The organism is Rhizobium sp. S163 (assembly GCF_030380805.1).
Classification (GTDB): Bacteria; Pseudomonadota; Alphaproteobacteria; order Rhizobiales; family Rhizobiaceae; genus Rhizobium.
Window position 1 is genome coordinate 944,030 of record NZ_JAUDSA010000018.1, and the last position, 16,034, is coordinate 960,063.

Annotated in this window: 18 protein-coding genes; 11 read left to right on the top strand and 7 right to left on the bottom strand. The window is 63.6% G+C overall.

From position 1 onward, the window contains the following. Positions 1 to 185 precede the first annotated feature (185 nt). Positions 186 to 845, top strand: a complete 660-nt coding sequence (locus QTL96_RS20290) for a hypothetical protein (RefSeq protein WP_289729153.1) — start codon at positions 186 to 188, stop codon at positions 843 to 845. A gap of 243 nt (positions 846 to 1,088) precedes the next feature. On the opposite strand, the gene QTL96_RS20295 is transcribed toward QTL96_RS20290, so the two are convergent. Beyond that, positions 1,089 to 1,778 (bottom strand): HAD family hydrolase, encoded by a 690-nt coding sequence (locus tag QTL96_RS20295; protein WP_018899055.1) that lies wholly within the window; start codon positions 1,776 to 1,778, stop codon positions 1,089 to 1,091. Between the two features lie 183 nt (positions 1,779 to 1,961). Here QTL96_RS20295 and QTL96_RS20300 point away from each other — a divergent pair, with 183 nt between their 5' ends. From QTL96_RS20300 to QTL96_RS20310, 3 genes are all read left to right on the top strand, one after another. Further along, positions 1,962 to 2,633, top strand: a complete 672-nt coding sequence (locus QTL96_RS20300; RefSeq protein ID WP_112982180.1) for a GntR family transcriptional regulator — start codon at positions 1,962 to 1,964, stop codon at positions 2,631 to 2,633. A gap of 200 nt (positions 2,634 to 2,833) precedes the next feature. Then, complete coding sequence (locus tag QTL96_RS20305; protein WP_289728933.1) at positions 2,834 to 3,412, top strand: biotin transporter BioY; 579 nt, start codon at positions 2,834 to 2,836, stop codon at positions 3,410 to 3,412. 1 nt (position 3,413) lies between these two features. Continuing rightward, a complete protein-coding gene (locus QTL96_RS20310; RefSeq protein WP_289728934.1) occupies positions 3,414 to 3,839 on the top strand; it encodes a DUF1284 domain-containing protein in 426 nt (141 codons plus the stop codon). Positions 3,840 to 3,916: 77 nt separating this feature from the next. Here QTL96_RS20310 and QTL96_RS20315 read toward each other — a convergent pair whose 3' ends face one another. Continuing rightward, positions 3,917 to 4,615, bottom strand: a complete 699-nt coding sequence (locus QTL96_RS20315; protein WP_289728935.1) for a metalloregulator ArsR/SmtB family transcription factor — start codon at positions 4,613 to 4,615, stop codon at positions 3,917 to 3,919. Positions 4,616 to 4,716: 101 nt separating this feature from the next. On the opposite strand from QTL96_RS20315, the gene QTL96_RS20320 reads away from it, so the two are divergent. Both QTL96_RS20320 and QTL96_RS20325 read left to right on the top strand, forming a co-directional pair. Continuing rightward, positions 4,717 to 5,046 carry an NIPSNAP family protein gene (locus QTL96_RS20320; RefSeq protein ID WP_289728936.1) on the top strand — a complete coding sequence of 110 codons (330 nt, stop codon included), beginning with the start codon at positions 4,717 to 4,719 and terminating at the stop codon, positions 5,044 to 5,046. Next, a complete protein-coding gene (locus QTL96_RS20325; RefSeq protein WP_289728937.1) occupies positions 5,043 to 5,396 on the top strand; it encodes an antibiotic biosynthesis monooxygenase in 354 nt (117 codons plus the stop codon). Before QTL96_RS20320 ends, QTL96_RS20325 begins: the two co-directional genes overlap by 4 nt. Before the next feature lie 3 nt (positions 5,397 to 5,399). Here the strand turns inward: QTL96_RS20325 and QTL96_RS20330 are convergent, their stop codons facing one another. Beyond that, positions 5,400 to 5,585: a hypothetical protein gene (locus tag QTL96_RS20330; RefSeq protein WP_289728938.1), complete on the bottom strand. Its 186-nt coding sequence runs from the start codon at positions 5,583 to 5,585 to the stop codon at positions 5,400 to 5,402. A gap of 182 nt (positions 5,586 to 5,767) precedes the next feature. Here QTL96_RS20330 and QTL96_RS20335 point away from each other — a divergent pair, with 182 nt between their 5' ends. Beyond that, entirely contained in the window at positions 5,768 to 6,898 is a 1,131-nt protein-coding gene (locus QTL96_RS20335) for a site-specific DNA-methyltransferase (RefSeq protein WP_289728939.1), read from the top strand. Positions 6,899 to 7,070: 172 nt separating this feature from the next. Here the strand turns inward: QTL96_RS20335 and QTL96_RS20340 are convergent, their stop codons facing one another. From QTL96_RS20340 to mutY, 4 genes are all read right to left on the bottom strand, one after another. Continuing rightward, positions 7,071 to 7,982, bottom strand: a complete 912-nt coding sequence (locus tag QTL96_RS20340) for a hypothetical protein (RefSeq protein ID WP_289728940.1) — start codon at positions 7,980 to 7,982, stop codon at positions 7,071 to 7,073. A 244-nt stretch (positions 7,983 to 8,226) separates the two neighbouring features. After that, complete coding sequence (locus tag QTL96_RS20345) at positions 8,227 to 8,592, bottom strand: nuclear transport factor 2 family protein (RefSeq protein ID WP_289728941.1); 366 nt, start codon at positions 8,590 to 8,592, stop codon at positions 8,227 to 8,229. A gap of 2 nt (positions 8,593 to 8,594) precedes the next feature. Then, the gene (locus QTL96_RS20350; protein WP_289728942.1) at positions 8,595 to 9,203 is read right to left on the bottom strand and encodes an HAD family phosphatase; all 609 of its coding nucleotides are present in this window, start codon (positions 9,201 to 9,203) and stop codon (positions 8,595 to 8,597) included. Then, entirely contained in the window at positions 9,204 to 10,298 is a 1,095-nt protein-coding gene (gene mutY / locus QTL96_RS20355; RefSeq protein ID WP_289728943.1) for an A/G-specific adenine glycosylase, read from the bottom strand. 97 nt (positions 10,299 to 10,395) lie between these two features. Here mutY and QTL96_RS20360 point away from each other — a divergent pair, with 97 nt between their 5' ends. From QTL96_RS20360 to smc, 4 genes are all read left to right on the top strand, one after another. Beyond that, positions 10,396 to 10,884: a DUF721 domain-containing protein gene (locus QTL96_RS20360; protein WP_111564363.1), complete on the top strand. Its 489-nt coding sequence runs from the start codon at positions 10,396 to 10,398 to the stop codon at positions 10,882 to 10,884. 36 nt (positions 10,885 to 10,920) lie between these two features. After that, on the top strand, positions 10,921 to 11,100 hold the full coding sequence (locus tag QTL96_RS20365; protein ID WP_289728944.1) for a hypothetical protein: 180 nt from the start codon (positions 10,921 to 10,923) through the stop codon (positions 11,098 to 11,100). 165 nt (positions 11,101 to 11,265) lie between these two features. After that, positions 11,266 to 11,958 (top strand): DsbA family protein, encoded by a 693-nt coding sequence (locus QTL96_RS20370; RefSeq protein ID WP_112944516.1) that lies wholly within the window; start codon positions 11,266 to 11,268, stop codon positions 11,956 to 11,958. A gap of 225 nt (positions 11,959 to 12,183) precedes the next feature. Next, complete coding sequence (smc, locus tag QTL96_RS20375; RefSeq protein ID WP_289728945.1) at positions 12,184 to 15,645, top strand: chromosome segregation protein SMC; 3,462 nt, start codon at positions 12,184 to 12,186, stop codon at positions 15,643 to 15,645. The last annotated feature ends 389 nt before the right edge of the window (positions 15,646 to 16,034 follow it).

Genomic DNA, 16,034 nt, shown 5'->3' on the forward strand with positions numbered 1-16,034 from the left:
TGTCGCGCCGCCCTTTGGCCGCAGCTCTGGCCTTCGCCGGCTGCAATCCCGAAATGTGCATCAAAACAGTGCTTACCCAATCGATTTTTGTTTGCGCCGCTGATATAGACCATCGCAAACTGTCACGAAAGGCCCTGTTTTCACTCAGCAGGCCTGGCAAAAAACTTTGTGAAGAGGGTGGAATAATCGTGCTCGGCAAGGTCTCTCGTCTTATCGCTTCCGTATCCTTCGCGGCTGTTCTGGTCGGCTGCAACTCGCTCGGGATGGGCGGTGGAGAAACGAAGACGGCGGAAACGGCACCCGCTGGCGCCACCGGCCAGATCATGCCGCTGTCGCCCGCCAACCCGTCCTCCAACGACCCGTCGATCGGCACCGCCACGACAGCATCCGGCAATACGGCGCGCGTCGTCCAGGGCGCTTGCCCGACTATCTACATGAAGGACGCCGACGCGATCCTCTACCGCTACGCCGGCGGCGCCAAGACCGGCGCGCCCGACAAGCTCTCCTTCCAGGCCTCGATCGGCAACTACACGCGCCAGTGCACGCTGAACGACCAGAACCTCGTGATGACCGTCGTGGCACAGGTCCGCGTCGTCGCGGGCCCGGCCGGCACCGGTGGCAACGTCACGCTGCCGATCCGCATCTCCGTCTTCGACGGCGAAGACGCGCTCTATTCCGAAGTCACCAACTTCCCCGCCCAGATCGACCCGACCGGCGCCACCCAGGTCCTGTTCCGCAAAGACGACATCAAGCTGCCCGTCGGCTCCGGCGCACTGGTCCGCGTCAACGTCGGCTTCGACCAGGGCGCGCCCGCCAAGGGCAAGGGCAAGAAGAAGTCCAACTAAGGTTTGGGGTAGGGGGACCGCGGCTGCCGAGGTATCGCGATTTCAAAGTTTGAGGGCGTGCCGTGAGGCCCCCTCATCCGCCTGCCGGCACCTTCTCCCCGCTGGGGAGAAGAGACTCGGAGCCGGCCGCTCGCTCCATCTTCCCTTCTCCCCCAGGGGGAGAAGGTGGCCCGAAGGGTCGGATGAGGGGGCCTCACGGCACAACGCCAACCACGTAACCCCTCAACACCCCTCAATCCAAACTCAAGCCACGCCTTCCCACTCCGCCAGGGCCGCAACCACACCCGGCAGATCCACCATCCGCGAGATCACCGTCTCGGCACCCGCATCCGTCAATCGGTCTGCGTGCGAGGGATAGGTATGCGAGGCGCCGGTGAAGCCGATCACACGCATGCCGGCGGCGCGCGCCGCGTGGACGCCGTGCACGGAATCCTCGACCACCACGCAGCGCGACGGCGAAGCGCCCATCTGCTTGGCGCCATGCAGGAAGATGTCGGGCTTCGGCTTGACGCGGTCGGCGCCGAGATCCTTGGCCGAGAAGATGTTCGGCGCGAAAAACTGGCTGAGCCCCACCTTGGAGAGCATCATGGTCAGCCGCGCGCTCGACGAGTTCGAGCAGATGCAGCGCTTGAGATCGATGCGCTTGATGGCCGCCTCGACGCCCGCGATCGCCTGCACGTCGGACGCAAGCCGCATGTCGAGCAGCTTCTCGGACTTGTCGAGCAGCGAGGCCGAGAGCGGGATGCTGGCGTCGCGCTCCACTTCCATGAGGATGTTCTGCCAGGTCATGCCGGAGAAGCGCTCGCCCATCTCCTCGATGCTGATTGGGTAGCCGGCCTCCGTCAGAAGCTTGGACTCGACGTCCGCCGCGATGATTTCGGAATCGACCAGAACACCGTCGCAGTCGAAAAGGATGAGGTCGAAGCCGTTCATGTAATTCTCAAGCCTTGTTGGGGATGCTGCGGCTTTACACGATGCCTCGCCCGATCTCAACCGGCCAGGCGTCATGGCTGGCCTGCGGGTGCTGGATGGCTAGAGTTGCGCTCAATTGAAATGCCTGCGGATGCAGGCGCTTGCCGCCTCGACAAGCCACGGCTCGCCCTCTAATGGATGAATATGGCCAAGGAACCGGAAGACACAATCGCAAGCCGCATCAGCCGCGTGCTCGCCGACCGCATCGTTCGCGGCGAACTGCCGGCCGGCTTCCGTCTGCGCCAGGACCATATCGCCGAGGAGTTCGGCGCCAGCCACGTGCCCGTGCGCGAAGCCTTCCGCCGCCTGGAGGCCCAGGGCTTGGCGATCAGCGAGCCGCGCCGCGGCGTGCGCGTCGCCTCCTTCGACATCAAGGAGGTCCGCGAGGTGGCCGAGATGCGCGCCGCACTCGAGGTGCTGGCGCTGCGCCACGCCGCCAAGCACCTGACGCCTGCGATCCTCGACGCCGCCGAAGAGGCGACCCGCGAGGGCGATGCGGCGGCCGACGTTCACGCCTGGGAAGAGGCCAACCGCCGCTTCCACCGCCTGATCCTGACGCCCTGCAACATGAGCCGTCTGCTCGCCTCGATCGACGATCTCCACGCCGCCAGCGCTCGCTTTCTGTTTTCCGCCTGGCGTTCCGGTTGGGAAAAACGCACCGACCACGACCACCGCGCCATCCTCGTGGCCTTGCGCCAGGGCAGGGCGGAAGAGGCGGCCGGCATCCTTGAGCGACACGTCCAATGGATCGGCCGCGCGCCGAAATCCACCAACAAGGCCGGCGAAAACGGCGAAGCCTTCGCCATCGTCGGCTGATCTCCAAAAATTATAGATAATTTATTGTCGGTGTGAATCGCCCATAAATGCGCGCACCTGCACTATTTTCGTCGCCGATCCTGCGTGTGATACCCTTTGTCCACCGCGCAATCGCATCGTGGCCGCTTGCCATCGCGAAAAATCTCTCTCATAAAATAGATGGGAATCAAAAATTATCTATAGTTTGAGAAGGAGAGTTCATGTCCCTGTTCGATCAATCCCAGGAGTTCCGTTTCGACCCGCTGCGTCTGGCTGCCCGCCCGGCCGCCATCAAGGCCGTCTTCGTGCTGGCGGGCACGCTTATCCTGGCGCTCGCCTCGCACATCTCGGTGCCGATGGTGCCGGTGCCGATCACCATGCAAACCTTCGCGGTGACGATGATCGGTGCGCTCTATGGCTGGCGTCTCGGCGCGGCGACGGTTCTCGCCTGGCTCGCTGAAGCAGCCATGGGCTTCCCGGTTCTGGCTGGCGGCGCCGGTGGTCTCGCCCCCTTCGCCGGCCCGACGGCGGGCTATCTCGCGTCCTTCCCTGTTGTCGCGGCCCTTGCCGGCTGGCTTGCCGCGCGCGGCTGGACCGGCGACGCGGTGATCCGAAGCTTCGCCGCCCACTTCGCCGCCAATATCCTGTGCCTTGTGATCGGCGGCCTGTGGCTCGCAAACCTGCTCGGCATGGAAAAGGCCTGGCTGCTCGGCGTCGCTCCCTTCATCCTCGGCGCGGTGCTGAAGTCGGCGCTGGCGGCAGCCGTGCTTAAGGGTATCCGGATCTACACCGGCCGCTGAAGTGACCGTTCGCCTGCGCGCCCACCACCTGCTCTGCATGCTGACCTTCGTCGGTGAAGGCTACACGCCCGCCTTCACCGAGAATTACATCCAAATCGCCCGGCGCCTGTCGTCGGGCGAGGAGATCGAGCTGGTCGATGGCCCCGACGACATCTGCGCGCCGCTGCTCTCAGGAGCGGCGGCGCATTGCCACAACGACAGCGTCGTGGCGCGGGACAGGGCGGCGGCGCAAGCCGTCGGCCGTCTGTTGGGGATCGCGGTCTGGAAGGGCACCCGCATCTATCCCGACGCGGCGCTGCTGAAACGCCTGCGCCGCAATTTCGCTCTCGGCACGATCCGCAAGGCTTGCGACGAGTGCGAATGGAGCGAACTCTGCAACGATATCGCCGAGCGTGGCTTCACCGATGTGTTGGTCGCGCCAAGCTGACGCATGTCTCCCGAAAGTGGTTCCCGGTTTCGGGACAAAGACATGCGCAAAAACAAGAGCCTGAAGCGCGCAGCACTTCAGGCCGCGACCGACGTCTCTACCGGAAACAGCGCCAGGAACTGCCGCTCGCCTTCAGGGGAAAAGATCACCGAGCGGCTGCCCGCCGTACGACGCGCCCAGCCTTTGTCGAAGAAATTCGCCAGCAGCGCCTTGCCGAGACTGCCCGCCAGATGCGCCCGCCGCTCGCTCCAATCGAGGCAGGAGCGGCAGAGCGGCCGCCGCGATGCCTTGAGGTCGGCGACATTAATCCCGATGCACTTGAACGTCTCCTCGCCCTTCGCGGTCAGCGCCAAGCCGTCACCGACGGCGTCGATCGCGCCTTTGGCCACGAGGCTATCCAGCATCCGCACCCCGTAATCGCCTGCCAGATGGTCGTAGCAGATCCGCGCCTTGCGCAGCGCCGGTTCCTTCGGCCCCGGCTGGTGGCGCAGATGTCCACGGCTCGCCGCAAAGCCCATCATGCTTTCGATCAGCCGCGCCACCGTCTCGTCGGCAAGCGTGAAATAGCGGTGCCGCCCCTGCTTGCGAGGAAGGAGCAGCCCACCGGCCTCGAGCTTGGCGAGGTGCGCGCTCGCGGTCTGCAGCGTGATGCCGCCGACAGCGGCGAGCTCGGTCGCCGTCAGCGCCTTACCACCCGTCAGCGCGGCCAGCATGTTGGCGCGGGCGGGATCGCCGATCAGCGCGCCGATCTGGGCGATATCAGGTCCTTCCTTCACGGCTCACCTCCTCAGGATGTCATCTTCCATACTTCGACCGTAGCCGAAGCATCTCCGTCCCGCAACATGGCAAAACCATCCCGCAATCAAGGAGAAAAAAGATGATCACCTGCTTCATCCGCTACGAAATCGACCCGTTCAAGAAGGATGCCTTTGCCGAATACAGCCGTAATTGGGGCCAGGCCATCCCGCGCAACGGCGCCGATCTCATCGGCTATTTCGCCCCGCACGAGGGTTCCGCGACCACGGCCTACGGCGTCTACAACATCGAAAACCTCGCCGCCTACGAAGCCTACCGCGCCCGCCTGGCCGCCGATCCGCTCGGCCGCGAGAACTATGAATTCGCAAGGCGCGAAGGCTTCATCCTCAAGGAAGACCGCATCTTCCTGAAGAACGTCTCGCTTCCCCACGCCGCAAAGGTGCTGCCATGATCGCCGTCATCTTCGAAGTCCTGCCCTATATGGGCGAGCGCCACACCTATCTCGATCTCGCCGGCGAACTGCGAGCCGAATTGGAGAAGATGGATGGCTTCATCTCCATCGAGCGCTTCGAAAGCCTGACCATGCGCGGCAAGCTGCTCTCGCTCTCCTTCTGGCGCGACGAGGAAGCAGTCAAACGCTGGCGCAACCTCGAACACCACCGCGCCGCCCAAGCCGCCGGCCGCGGCGGCATCTTCGCCGACTACCGCCTGCGCATCGGCCATGTCGTGCGCGATTACGGGATGAACGAGCGGGCGGAGGCGCCGGAGGATAGCCGGGCGGTGCATGATGTGGTGGGTTAGGGATCAGCTCGGCCGTTTCGAAGGGCTGAGTTTTCCATCCTCATCAAGATCGTCAAGTTCGTAAGGCGCGTCGGTTTCAACGCGTGCGCTGCGGATCAGCCGAATTTCTTCATCGGTCAGCTCTCCCGCCAGAATGCTCTTCCGGGACGGTTGCTTGCCTGAACTTTCGGCTGCCTTGGTCGATCGCATCGCGTGTTCGCTCCTGAGAATTCAATCATAGGCAATGGCCCGCAAACCGGCAAGTGGTTGCACCATGGCGCGCCCCGGCGATTTTATTTTCCCGAAATCGTACCCCGGTTCAGGCTTTGGTAACCAAGATGAGTAACCATAACAGACAGTAAAGAGCGTAATGTGTATGAGCGAGTTAAAAGATGGCGTCTGTATTTCCGCTTGCCGATCTCAAGGCCTCCGCAAAGCCGGATTCCTGGATCGACACGATCATCAAGGGCGATTGCGTTGCCGCTCTTGAAGCCCTCCCGACCCATTCCGTAGACGTCATTTTCGCCGATCCGCCCTATAACCTGCAGCTCGGCGGCAACCTGCATCGTCCCGATCAGTCGCTGGTCGATGCGGTCGACGACGAATGGGACCAGTTCGCCTCCTTCGAAGCCTATGATGCCTTCACCCGCGCCTGGCTGCTCGCCTGCCGCCGCGTGCTGAAGCCGACGGGCACGCTCTGGGTCATCGGGTCCTATCACAACATCTTCCGCGTCGGCGCCACGCTGCAGGATCTGAACTTCTGGATCTTGAACGACATCGTCTGGCGCAAGACCAACCCGATGCCGAACTTCAAGGGCCGTCGTTTCCAGAACGCGCACGAGACGATGATCTGGGCAAGCCCGAACGCCAAGGCCAAGGGCTACACCTTCAACTACGATGCGCTGAAGGCCTCGAACGACGACGTGCAGATGCGCTCCGACTGGCTGTTCCCGATCTGCAACGGCCACGAGCGCCTGAAGGGCGAGGACGGCAAGAAGGTGCATCCGACGCAGAAGCCGGAAGCGCTGCTCGCCCGCGTCATCATGGCTTCTTCCAAGCCCGGCGACATCATTCTCGATCCGTTCTTCGGCTCGGGCACGACGGGCGCCGTCGCCAAGCGCCTCGGCCGCCACTTCGTCGGCATCGAGCGTGAGCAGGATTATATCGACGCGGCGTCTGCCCGCATCGAGGCTGTCGAGCCGCTCGGCAAGGCGGAACTGACTGTTATGACCGGCAAGAAGCAGGAGGTCCGCGTGGCCTTCAACACGCTGGTCGAAAGCGGCCTCATCAAGCCCGGCCAGGTGCTGACCGACGCCAAGCGCCGTTATAGCGCCATCGTCCGCGCCGACGGCACGGTTACGGCTGGCGGCGAGGCGGGTTCGATCCATAGAATGGGCGCAAAGGTCCAGGGTTTCGACGCATGCAACGGATGGACGTTCTGGCACTTCGACGATGGGCAATCCCTGCGCCCGATCGACGATCTCAGGGCCATCATCCGCAGTGATCTGGCAAACGCGGGCTGATCCGCGAAAGGCCCGATCGAGACTGCCGTCGACCGGTTTTTGTACCTCCAGTTGCGGAAGACGGCAAAAGGCGCCCGGGATCATACCCCGGGCGTCTTCAGTTCTGGACTTCCGAAAAAACAAGTGACGCCCGGATCGCTCCGAGCGTCTTTTCAGTTTTCAGCTTTATCGCTTAGCGGCGCAACAATGCCATCCGTTCTTCGTCTTCATCGCGCTGGCGTCCGCCGATTGCGGCGGCGACACTGGCGATGAAGGCGCCGACGAATAGCGACAGCGCGCCGAACAGGGCAACCGCCGAAGCCGTCTTGCGGGCGTTATCCGCAGCCTCCTTGGCGGCAAGCTTGGCGTCGTCGATCCGCTTCATGACGGCATCGACGCGGGCCTTGGCATCGGTCGCCGACAGGCCGGTGCGGGCGGCAACCACCTGCTCGACAAAGGCCTGGTCATCGGCCGAAAGCTTGCCGTCGACAATGCCGTTCACCAGCACGCGCGTCACCTGGGCATTGACCGCCTCATCACTCTGGTTGCCGGCCGCCGGCGCGGTATTGGCGGGGCGCAGCAAGGCGTCGGTGAAATAGGCCGGCGAGAAGCCGCTCGTGCCATCGCTGGCACTGACAGCCGCCCCGGCACCTACCGCGCCGACTGCTCCCACCGCTGCTGCGGTGGCCTGCGTACCGGTGCTGATCACCGACGACAGCGCCGATCCCAGCAATCCGGCAACGACAACGGTCGCTAGCGCCCAGGAGAGGAAGCCATGCGCGGTATCGCGGAAGAAGACCTCGTAGGTGTGGACGCCGACCCATTTGGTGCGCAACCGGCCGGTCAGATAACCGCCGAGTGCGGCCGAAACCCACTGCACGACGATCAGCCAGATCGCGGCAGTCGCGCCGATCGTCGTCAGCGAGGCGTTGTCATGCGACCAGGGCGATACCATGGTCAGGCCAAGGCCGGAGCCGATCAGGATGAAGATCAGCGAGATCGCGGTGGCGGCCAGCGTGCCGGCGATGATCGGCCCCCAGCTGACGGCGGGAGCCGATGATTCCAGTGGTGCGTCGGTCACCACGGTGGAGGAGGTAAAGGACATCGCCGACCCCCTAGTGCCAGAACAGCAGGATGATCAGGATCAGCGGGATCGGAACGCCCAGAAACCACAGCAAGATACCTCTACCCATCATAACCTCCCGTCAGCACGGCTGACTTATCGTTTGCTCGAAACCGCGTCATGCGCGGGCCCTCACAAAACCGTCAACGGCGCTGATTGTTCCTAAGACGATGAGAGATTTGCGGTTTCTCTTCGCGGGGGAGGGAGGCCCGGCAGCTTCTTTGGCTTAGAACGCCTGATAGTCCTTCACATCCACCCGCGTCACGCGTCCCTCTTCGTTGAAGGTGATCGTTTCCTCGCCTTCGCGCACCAGCGGCTTGCCGGTCTTGCTGTGGGTGGCGCGCACCGACCATACGGCGCGTCCCGCATAGGGGCTGACGCGCTCGACAAGCGTGTTGAAGGCCGTCTGGTCGGGATAGTCGTCAAAATATTTGCGAAACGCCGTCATGATCTCGTCGCGACCCGAAAGACTGCCGACGCCGTTGGAAACATAGGTCGCGTCCTCGGCGAAATAGTCCTCGATTATCTGGTAATCGAGCCTGTTGATCGCGTCGTGAAACAGGGTGATTTCCTTGACTGGATCGAATGCCATGGTCAGACCCTCACGCCGCGTTCTGCAAGATCGGCGCGCAGCTGCTCGGCGCTGGTGAAGAGCACCGCATCCCATCCCGCCTTCTTGGCGCCTTCGATGTTGGGTGCCGAATCGTCGATGAAGATCGTCGTAGCCGGATTGAGGCCGAAGCTCTCGGTGTGCGCTTCGTAGATCGCGATGTCGGGCTTGATCAGGCCGATATCGCCCGAGACGGTGACGCCGCGCGGCTTGGTGAGGAAGGGGAAGCGTACCTGTGCTTCGCGGAACGTATCGGAGGCGAAGTTCGTCAGCATCGTCACGTCGCGGCCCTCGGCGATTAGCCCTTCCATGATGGCGACGCTGTCGTCGTAGGAGTGCGATACCATCTCGTGCCAGTGCTTGCGGAAGGCGCGGATGTGTTCCTCGCGATCGGGGTGCGTCTCGATCAAAAGCGCCTCGGCATCCGCCCATGTGCGGCCGCGATCCTGCTCGATGTTCCAGTCGTGGGTGCAGACATTGTCGAAGAACCACTGCCGCTCGGTCGCATCCGGAATGATGCGGCTGAAGGGAATGTTCGGATCGTAGTGGATAAGAACTTTTCCGATATCGAAAACGATATGATCAATAGGCATTTATCCGTCCTTGGACTGTTGAAACGCGAGTGGAATAGCCGCTGTGATCGCTTTTTTCATGACTGTGGGCAATGCCTGCGCGTCAAGATTTGTAACCGGCTCCCACCATCCGTCATCCCCTTCGATCCTCGCGGGGATCGCCACGCGCCAGATCGAAAGCCTGAGCTCGAAATGGGTGAAGACATGGGTGACGGTGCCCGATGGCTGCCAGTCGGCCGTGAACGGAGCCGCGTCCGCCGAGGTCTCGCCGTCGATCCGCGCCGTCCAGCCCGTCGTCGGCACCTCGGTCATGCCGCCGAGCAAACCGCTTTCAATCCGCCGCCGCAACAACACCTCGCCATCATCAGTCACCGCCACGAAGGCCGCGCCGACGCGAACGGGCTTCGCCTTCTTGGCGGCCTTGACCGGGAAATGCTCGGGATCGTGAAGCGCCAAGGCCTCGCACGATCCGTTGAAGGGACAGAGCGCGCAGGCGGGTCGCTTCGGCGTACAGATCGTGGCACCGAGGTCCATCATCGCCTGCGCGAAATCGCCAGGCCGGTCCGCCGGCGTCAGCAGCGCCACCTTCTGCTTCATCAACGGCTTGGCTGCGGGCAGCGGCGTCGAGATCGCATAAAGCCGCGAGATCACCCGCTCGATATTGCCGTCCATCACGGCAGCCTGCCGGTTGAACGCGATCGCCGCCACCGCCGCTGCCGTATAATCCCCGATCCCCGGCAGCGCCTTCAGCCCTTCCTCGGTGTCGGGAAAGACGCTGCCATGTTCGTACGCCACGGCCTCGGCACATTTCTTCAGGTTGCGGGCGCGGGCGTAGTAACCAAGCCCCGCCCAGGCCGCCATCACGTCCTCGCTGGGTGCGGCGGCGAGATCGCCAACCGTCGGCCAGCGCGCGAGGAATTTCAGGAAATAGGCTTTGACGGCGGGAACCGTGGTCTGCTGCAGCATGACCTCGGAAAGCCACACATGATAGGGGTCGGCCTTGATCCCGCGCTTGGCCATCGGCGGCGAAACGCGCCAGGGCAGGTCGCGGTGATGGCGATCGTACCAGTTGAGCAGGGGCTTTGCTGAGGGCGCGGTGGTGGTCTTTAAGGTCATCATTTGCCGTGCGGAGGGGAAGTGCCCTATACTTGGCGAAGCATTGCCGCCCGATCAAGGCGGCGGCGCCCGATAGCGGCGGCATCCAAAGGTTTCCATGAGTTATCCACGCAAAGGTGAAAAACAGATCTCCGAACTGGCCAACGGCCTGATCGACCCCGTGCTCGCCAAGCGCGCCGGCATCAACACCGCGCTGCTCGGCTCCTGGGACGAGATCGCCGGCGAGGATTTCGCCGATTGCACCCGCCCCGAAAAGATCGCCTGGGCGCGCGGCGGCGATGACGGCAGCTTCCGCCCCGGCGTCTTGACCATCGCCTGCGAAGGCGCCCGCGCCTTGTTTCTCACGCATGCGCAGGGCGAACTCATCCAGCGCATCAACAGCTTCTTCGGCTTCTCCGCCGTCCACCAGATCCGCATCGTCCAGAAGCCGGTCTCCCAGGCCTTCAAACGCTCCCGCACCCCGCCGCCGCTGAAAGGCGAGGCGGCCCGCCGGCTGGAGGGGATGATGGAGGGCATCGACAATGAGAAGCTGCGCGAGGCGGTGAAGCGGCTGGGCACGGCGGTGTTGGGGAAGAAGGGGCGGTAGGCATTTTACGGCTGCAAGCGTGGCGAGGAGATAAGAATGTCAAACAAGCGGTCATTTGGCACAACAGGCGAGACTACGCCTCTTTCGGATGAGGTGATGCGTAGAAAAATTCGCGAAGCAATCGACGACCCGAGCCCTGATATCGATGCCGACGTTGTTTTTGATCGCATCGAGCGTCGCCATGCTGAGCGCATGAGACGCGAGAGCAAGGACTAAACGCCGCCTTCCGTGCCAAATAAAATCAAGAGTTGCTTGCCACTCCCGCCCCTTCGTCCCATCAAGGTCACAATTGTTTGAAGAAACTCGTTCACGCGTGCCTTGTTCGCGGCCGTCAGCCGTTATATCGCACTTCCAGCCGCTACTCTCGTTTATGAGGAAATTATGCAGATGTCCGAAATGCAACTGACCAAGCGCCAGCTCCTGGGCGGCGTTGCTGCCGCGACCGCCAGCATGGCGGTCTTCAGCAGCGCCAATGCGGCTGTGGAAATTCCGAAGTCCGACGGCGATGTCGACATGGAAGCCGTGCTGAAGCCGGGCGCTCTGCCGGAAATGGTGCTGGGCAAGGACGACGCCAAGGTCACCATCGTCGAATACATGTCGATGACCTGCCCGCACTGCGCGCACTTCCACACGACGACTTTCGACGAGATCAAGAAGAAGTATGTCGATACCGGCAAGGCTCGCTTCATCATCCGCGAATTCCCCTTCGATCCGCGCGCTGCAGCCGCGTTCATGCTGGCTCGCTGCAATCCGTCCAAGCCCGAAGATCTGAGCACGCCGGAGCAGTATTTCCCGATGGTCTCGATGCTCTTCAAGCAGCAGCAGACCTGGGCCGCCGCCGAAGATGGCCGCGCTGCACTCCTCCAGATGTCCAAACTCGCTGGATTTAGTGAGGAAAGCTTCACGAAGTGCTTGACGAACCAGAAGCTGCTGGATGAAGTGAACGCGACGCGGGAACGGGGTTCCAAGGATTTCGGCGTCAACGCCACTCCGACTTTCCTCATCAACGGGAAGCGCTACTCTGGAGACATGTCGGTTGACATCATGTCGGCCCTTATCGACAGCCTGCTTTAAGCTGAGCGCCTTTCTTGGGGCGAGCGGATACTTTCGTTCGCCCTCATTCCTGTGCTTGTCACAGGAATCCAGTGCGCCCAAGTCCTTGGGCGCGAAGGGCTCATTCACGGCGCGGACGCGCCGTGGCTGGATTCCTGTGACAAGCACAGGAATGAGGAGCCCAAAAAGCTTGCCTCCCCTCCATCTCAAGGCTCGATCGTTCGATCATGCGATCGGAGCGACCACATGAAGTTCAACAAGCTCCGCCTCGTCGGCTTCAAATCCTTCGTCGAACCCGCTGAATTCGTCATCGAGCGCGGCCTGACCGGTGTCGTCGGGCCGAATGGCTGCGGCAAGTCCAATCTTGTCGAGGCGCTTCGCTGGGTGATGGGCGAGAACTCGTACAAGAACATGCGCGCGTCCGGCATGGACGACGTGATCTTCTCCGGTTCCGGCAATCGTCCCGCCCGCAACACCGCCGAGGTCGCACTCTATCTCGACAATGCCGACCGCACGGCGCCGGCCGGCTTCAACGATAGCGACGAGATCCAGGTCACCCGCCGCATCGAGCGCGAGCAGGGCTCGGTCTACCGTATCAACGGCAAGGAAAGCCGCGCCAAGGATGTGCAGCTGCTCTTCGCCGATGCCTCCACCGGCGCCCGCTCACCGTCCATGGTCGGGCAGGGGCGTATCGGCGAGCTGATCTCGGCCAAGCCGCAGGCTCGCCGCCAGTTGCTGGAAGAAGCCGCCGGCATTTCCGGCCTGCATTCGCGCCGCCACGAGGCGGAGCTTCGCCTGCGCGCCGCCGAAAGCAATCTTGAGCGTCTCGACGACGTGACGTCGCAGCTCGAAAGCCAGATCGAGAGCCTGAAGCGCCAGGCCCGCCAGGCCAATCGCTTCAAGTCGCTCTCCGCCGATATCCGCGCCCGTGAGGCGATGCTCCTGCATATCCGCTGGGTGCAGGCCAAGGAGGCGGAAGCCGAGGCCGACAGCGCGCTCAATCAGGCCACCTCCATCGTCGCCGAAAAGGCGCAGATGCAGATGGAGGCCGCCAAGTCGCAAGGGATATCGAGCCTCAAGCTTCCTGAACTGCGCGAGGGCGAGGCCCGCGCGGCGGCTGCCCTGCAGCGCCTGCAGATCGCCAAGACCCAGCTGGAAGAAGACGCCAACCGCATCCTGCGCCGCCGCGATGAGCTCACCCGCCGCCTGGCACAGCTCTCGGAGGATATCAGGCGCGAGGAACGGCTCGTCGCCGACAATGCCGAGAGCCTCCAGCGCCTCGATGCCGAGGAGGCCGAGATCAACGAGATCCTCGCAGATTCCGGCCGTTACGCAGAAGAGACCCGCGAGGCCTTCGAGGAGGCCGCCGCCAAGCTTGCCGACAGCGAGCGCATCTTCGCCGGCCTGACATCGGAACGCGCCGAGGCCGCCGCCGGCCGCAACCAACTCGAACGCGCCATTCGCGATCTCTCCGATCGCGAGATGCGCCTCGAGCGCCAGATGGACGAGGCCAATCGCGAGCTGTCAGGCATCGGCGAGCGTATCGCTACGCTGCCCGATCCCGATGAGAAGCGCATGGTCGTCGAAGCCGGCGAAAGCGCCGTCGCCGAGGCCGAAGCCGCCATCCAGGCGGTCGAGCAGGCGCTGGCCGCTGCCCGCCAGACGGAGGCGATGTCGCGCGCGCCGGTCGATCAGGCGCGCGCCCAGCTGAACGCCATCGAGACCGAAGCGCGCACCATTTCCCGCATGCTGGCATCCGGCGCCACCGCCGGCGAATTCGCGCCTGTCGCCGATGATCTCAAGGTCGATCGCGGCTTCGAGACCGCCGTGGGTGCTGCCCTTGGCGATGATCTCGAATCCCCGCTCGACCCGAAAGCGCCGGCCCATTGGTCGGAAAACGGCGATGGCGCGGCCGATCCGGCGCTGCCCTCTGGCGTCACGCCGTTGATCACCCATGTCCGCGCGCCCGCAGCACTCGCCCGCCGCCTCAAACAGATCGGTCTCGTCTCCGACGCCGATGCGCCCGCTCTCATGGCGAGCCTGAAGCCCGGCCAGCGCCTCGTCACCCGCGATGGCGCCGTCTATCGCTGGGATGGCCACGTCACCGGCGCCGATGCGCCGAGTGCGGCAGCACTCCGTCTCGCCCAGAAGAACCGTCTCTCCGAGCTCGAGAGCGAAGCATCGATCGCCCGCGATGTGCTGACTGAAGCCGAAGAGCAGCTGGCGATCGCGGCCGAAGCCATCTCGGGCGAGGAACATCGCCTCGCCGAGGCCCGCGATACCGCGCGCATGGCCGCGCGCCAACTGGCGGAAGCCCGCGAGGCCTTGGCGGCGGCCGAGCGCGCCTCCGGCGATCTCATCCGCCGCCGCGATGTCATCGCCGAAGCCGTCAGCCAGCTGCAGAGCCAGCTTGAAGACATCGCCATCCAGGAAGAAAACGCCCGCATCGAGCTCGACGACGCGCCGGATCTCTCCGCGCTCGACGAGCGCCTGCGGCTGCAGCAGGCCGATGTCGCGACCGATCGCGGCGCCCTTGCCGAAGCCCGAGCCCGCCACGAGAGCCTGAACCGCGAAAACGACGCCCGCCAGCGCCGCATCATCGCAATCGTCCAGGAGCGCGAGACCTGGCGCCAGCGCGCCGCAAGCGCCGAGGACCACATCGCGACGCTGCGCGACCGCGAGGAAGAAGCCCGCGAGGAAGCCGCCGATCTCGAAATGGCGCCGGACGAATTCGACGACAAGCGCCGTGGCCTGCTGAACGAGTTGCAGAAGGCCGACGACGCACGCCGTGCCGCCGCCGATCTGTTGGCGCAGGCTGAGCTGATGCAGCGCGATGTCGATCACAAGGCGGCGATTGCGCTCTCCGAGCTTGCCGAAAGCCGCGAACGCCGTGGCCGCGCCGAAGAGCGCCTGGTTTCGGCCCGCGAAAAGCGCGTGGAGGGCGAGGCGCGCATCCGCGAGGCGCTGAACGTTGCCCCGCACGAAGCCTTCCGGCTCGCCGGCCTCGACGCCATGCAGGCGATGCCTGATCTGCGCGAGGTCGAGCGAGAGCTTGAGCGGCTGAAGATGGAGCGCGAACGGCTGGGCGCCGTCAACCTGCGCGCCGAGGAAGAGCAGAAGGAACTGAGCGACCGGCTGGCGGCGCTGATCAAGGAGCGCGACGACGTCATCGACGCGATCCGCAAGCTGCGCGGCGCCATCCAGAGCCTGAACCGCGAAGGCCGCGAACGCCTGATCGCCGCCTTCGATGTCGTCAACACTCAGTTCCAGCGCCTCTTCACGCACCTGTTCGGCGGCGGCACGGCCGAGCTGCAGCTGATCGAATCCGACGATCCTCTGGAAGCAGGCCTCGAAATCCTGGCCCGCCCACCGGGCAAGAAGCCGCAGACCATGACGCTGCTTTCGGGCGGCGAGCAGGCGCTGACGGCGATGGCGCTGATCTTCGCGGTGTTTCTCACCAACCCGGCGCCGATCTGCGTGCTCGACGAAGTGGACGCGCCGCTCGACGATCACAACGTCGAGCGCTACTGCAACCTGATGGACGAGATGGCAGCCTCTACCGAGACGCGCTTCGTCATCATCACCCACAACCCGATCACCATGGCCCGCATGAACCGCCTCTTCGGCGTGACGATGGCGGAACAGGGCGTGTCGCAGCTGGTCTCTGTCGACCTGCAAACCGCGGAACAATTGCGCGAGATCGCCTGAGGTCAAGGCGAAACACCCAAAAAAGGTCGCCTCTGAGTAGCTTTCTCACCCAATAAGGTGATGCCTTTTTACCCATCTTGCATTAGAAGAAACTGTATGTGCGGTCCGCGAGGATCGCGCCACCGGTTTTGCGTACAGATTGCCGTGCGCATGTGTTGAGGCTTCCTCCACGTCGTGTCGGCATGCTGAACCCCCCGTCCGGTTTTCCTGGCCGGACGGAAATAAGGCTTTGCGGGACTTTGTTGCGGTCCCGCAAAGCTTTATTACTCTTCCCAAAAGTTCAAACGGTTAGAATGTGCGGATGTTGTGCACTGCAACATTTTGGCCGTATTTGTGCGATTTTCATTTTAACACCAAGGGATTAAGCTGATCCCGATTTTGGTGTTGGG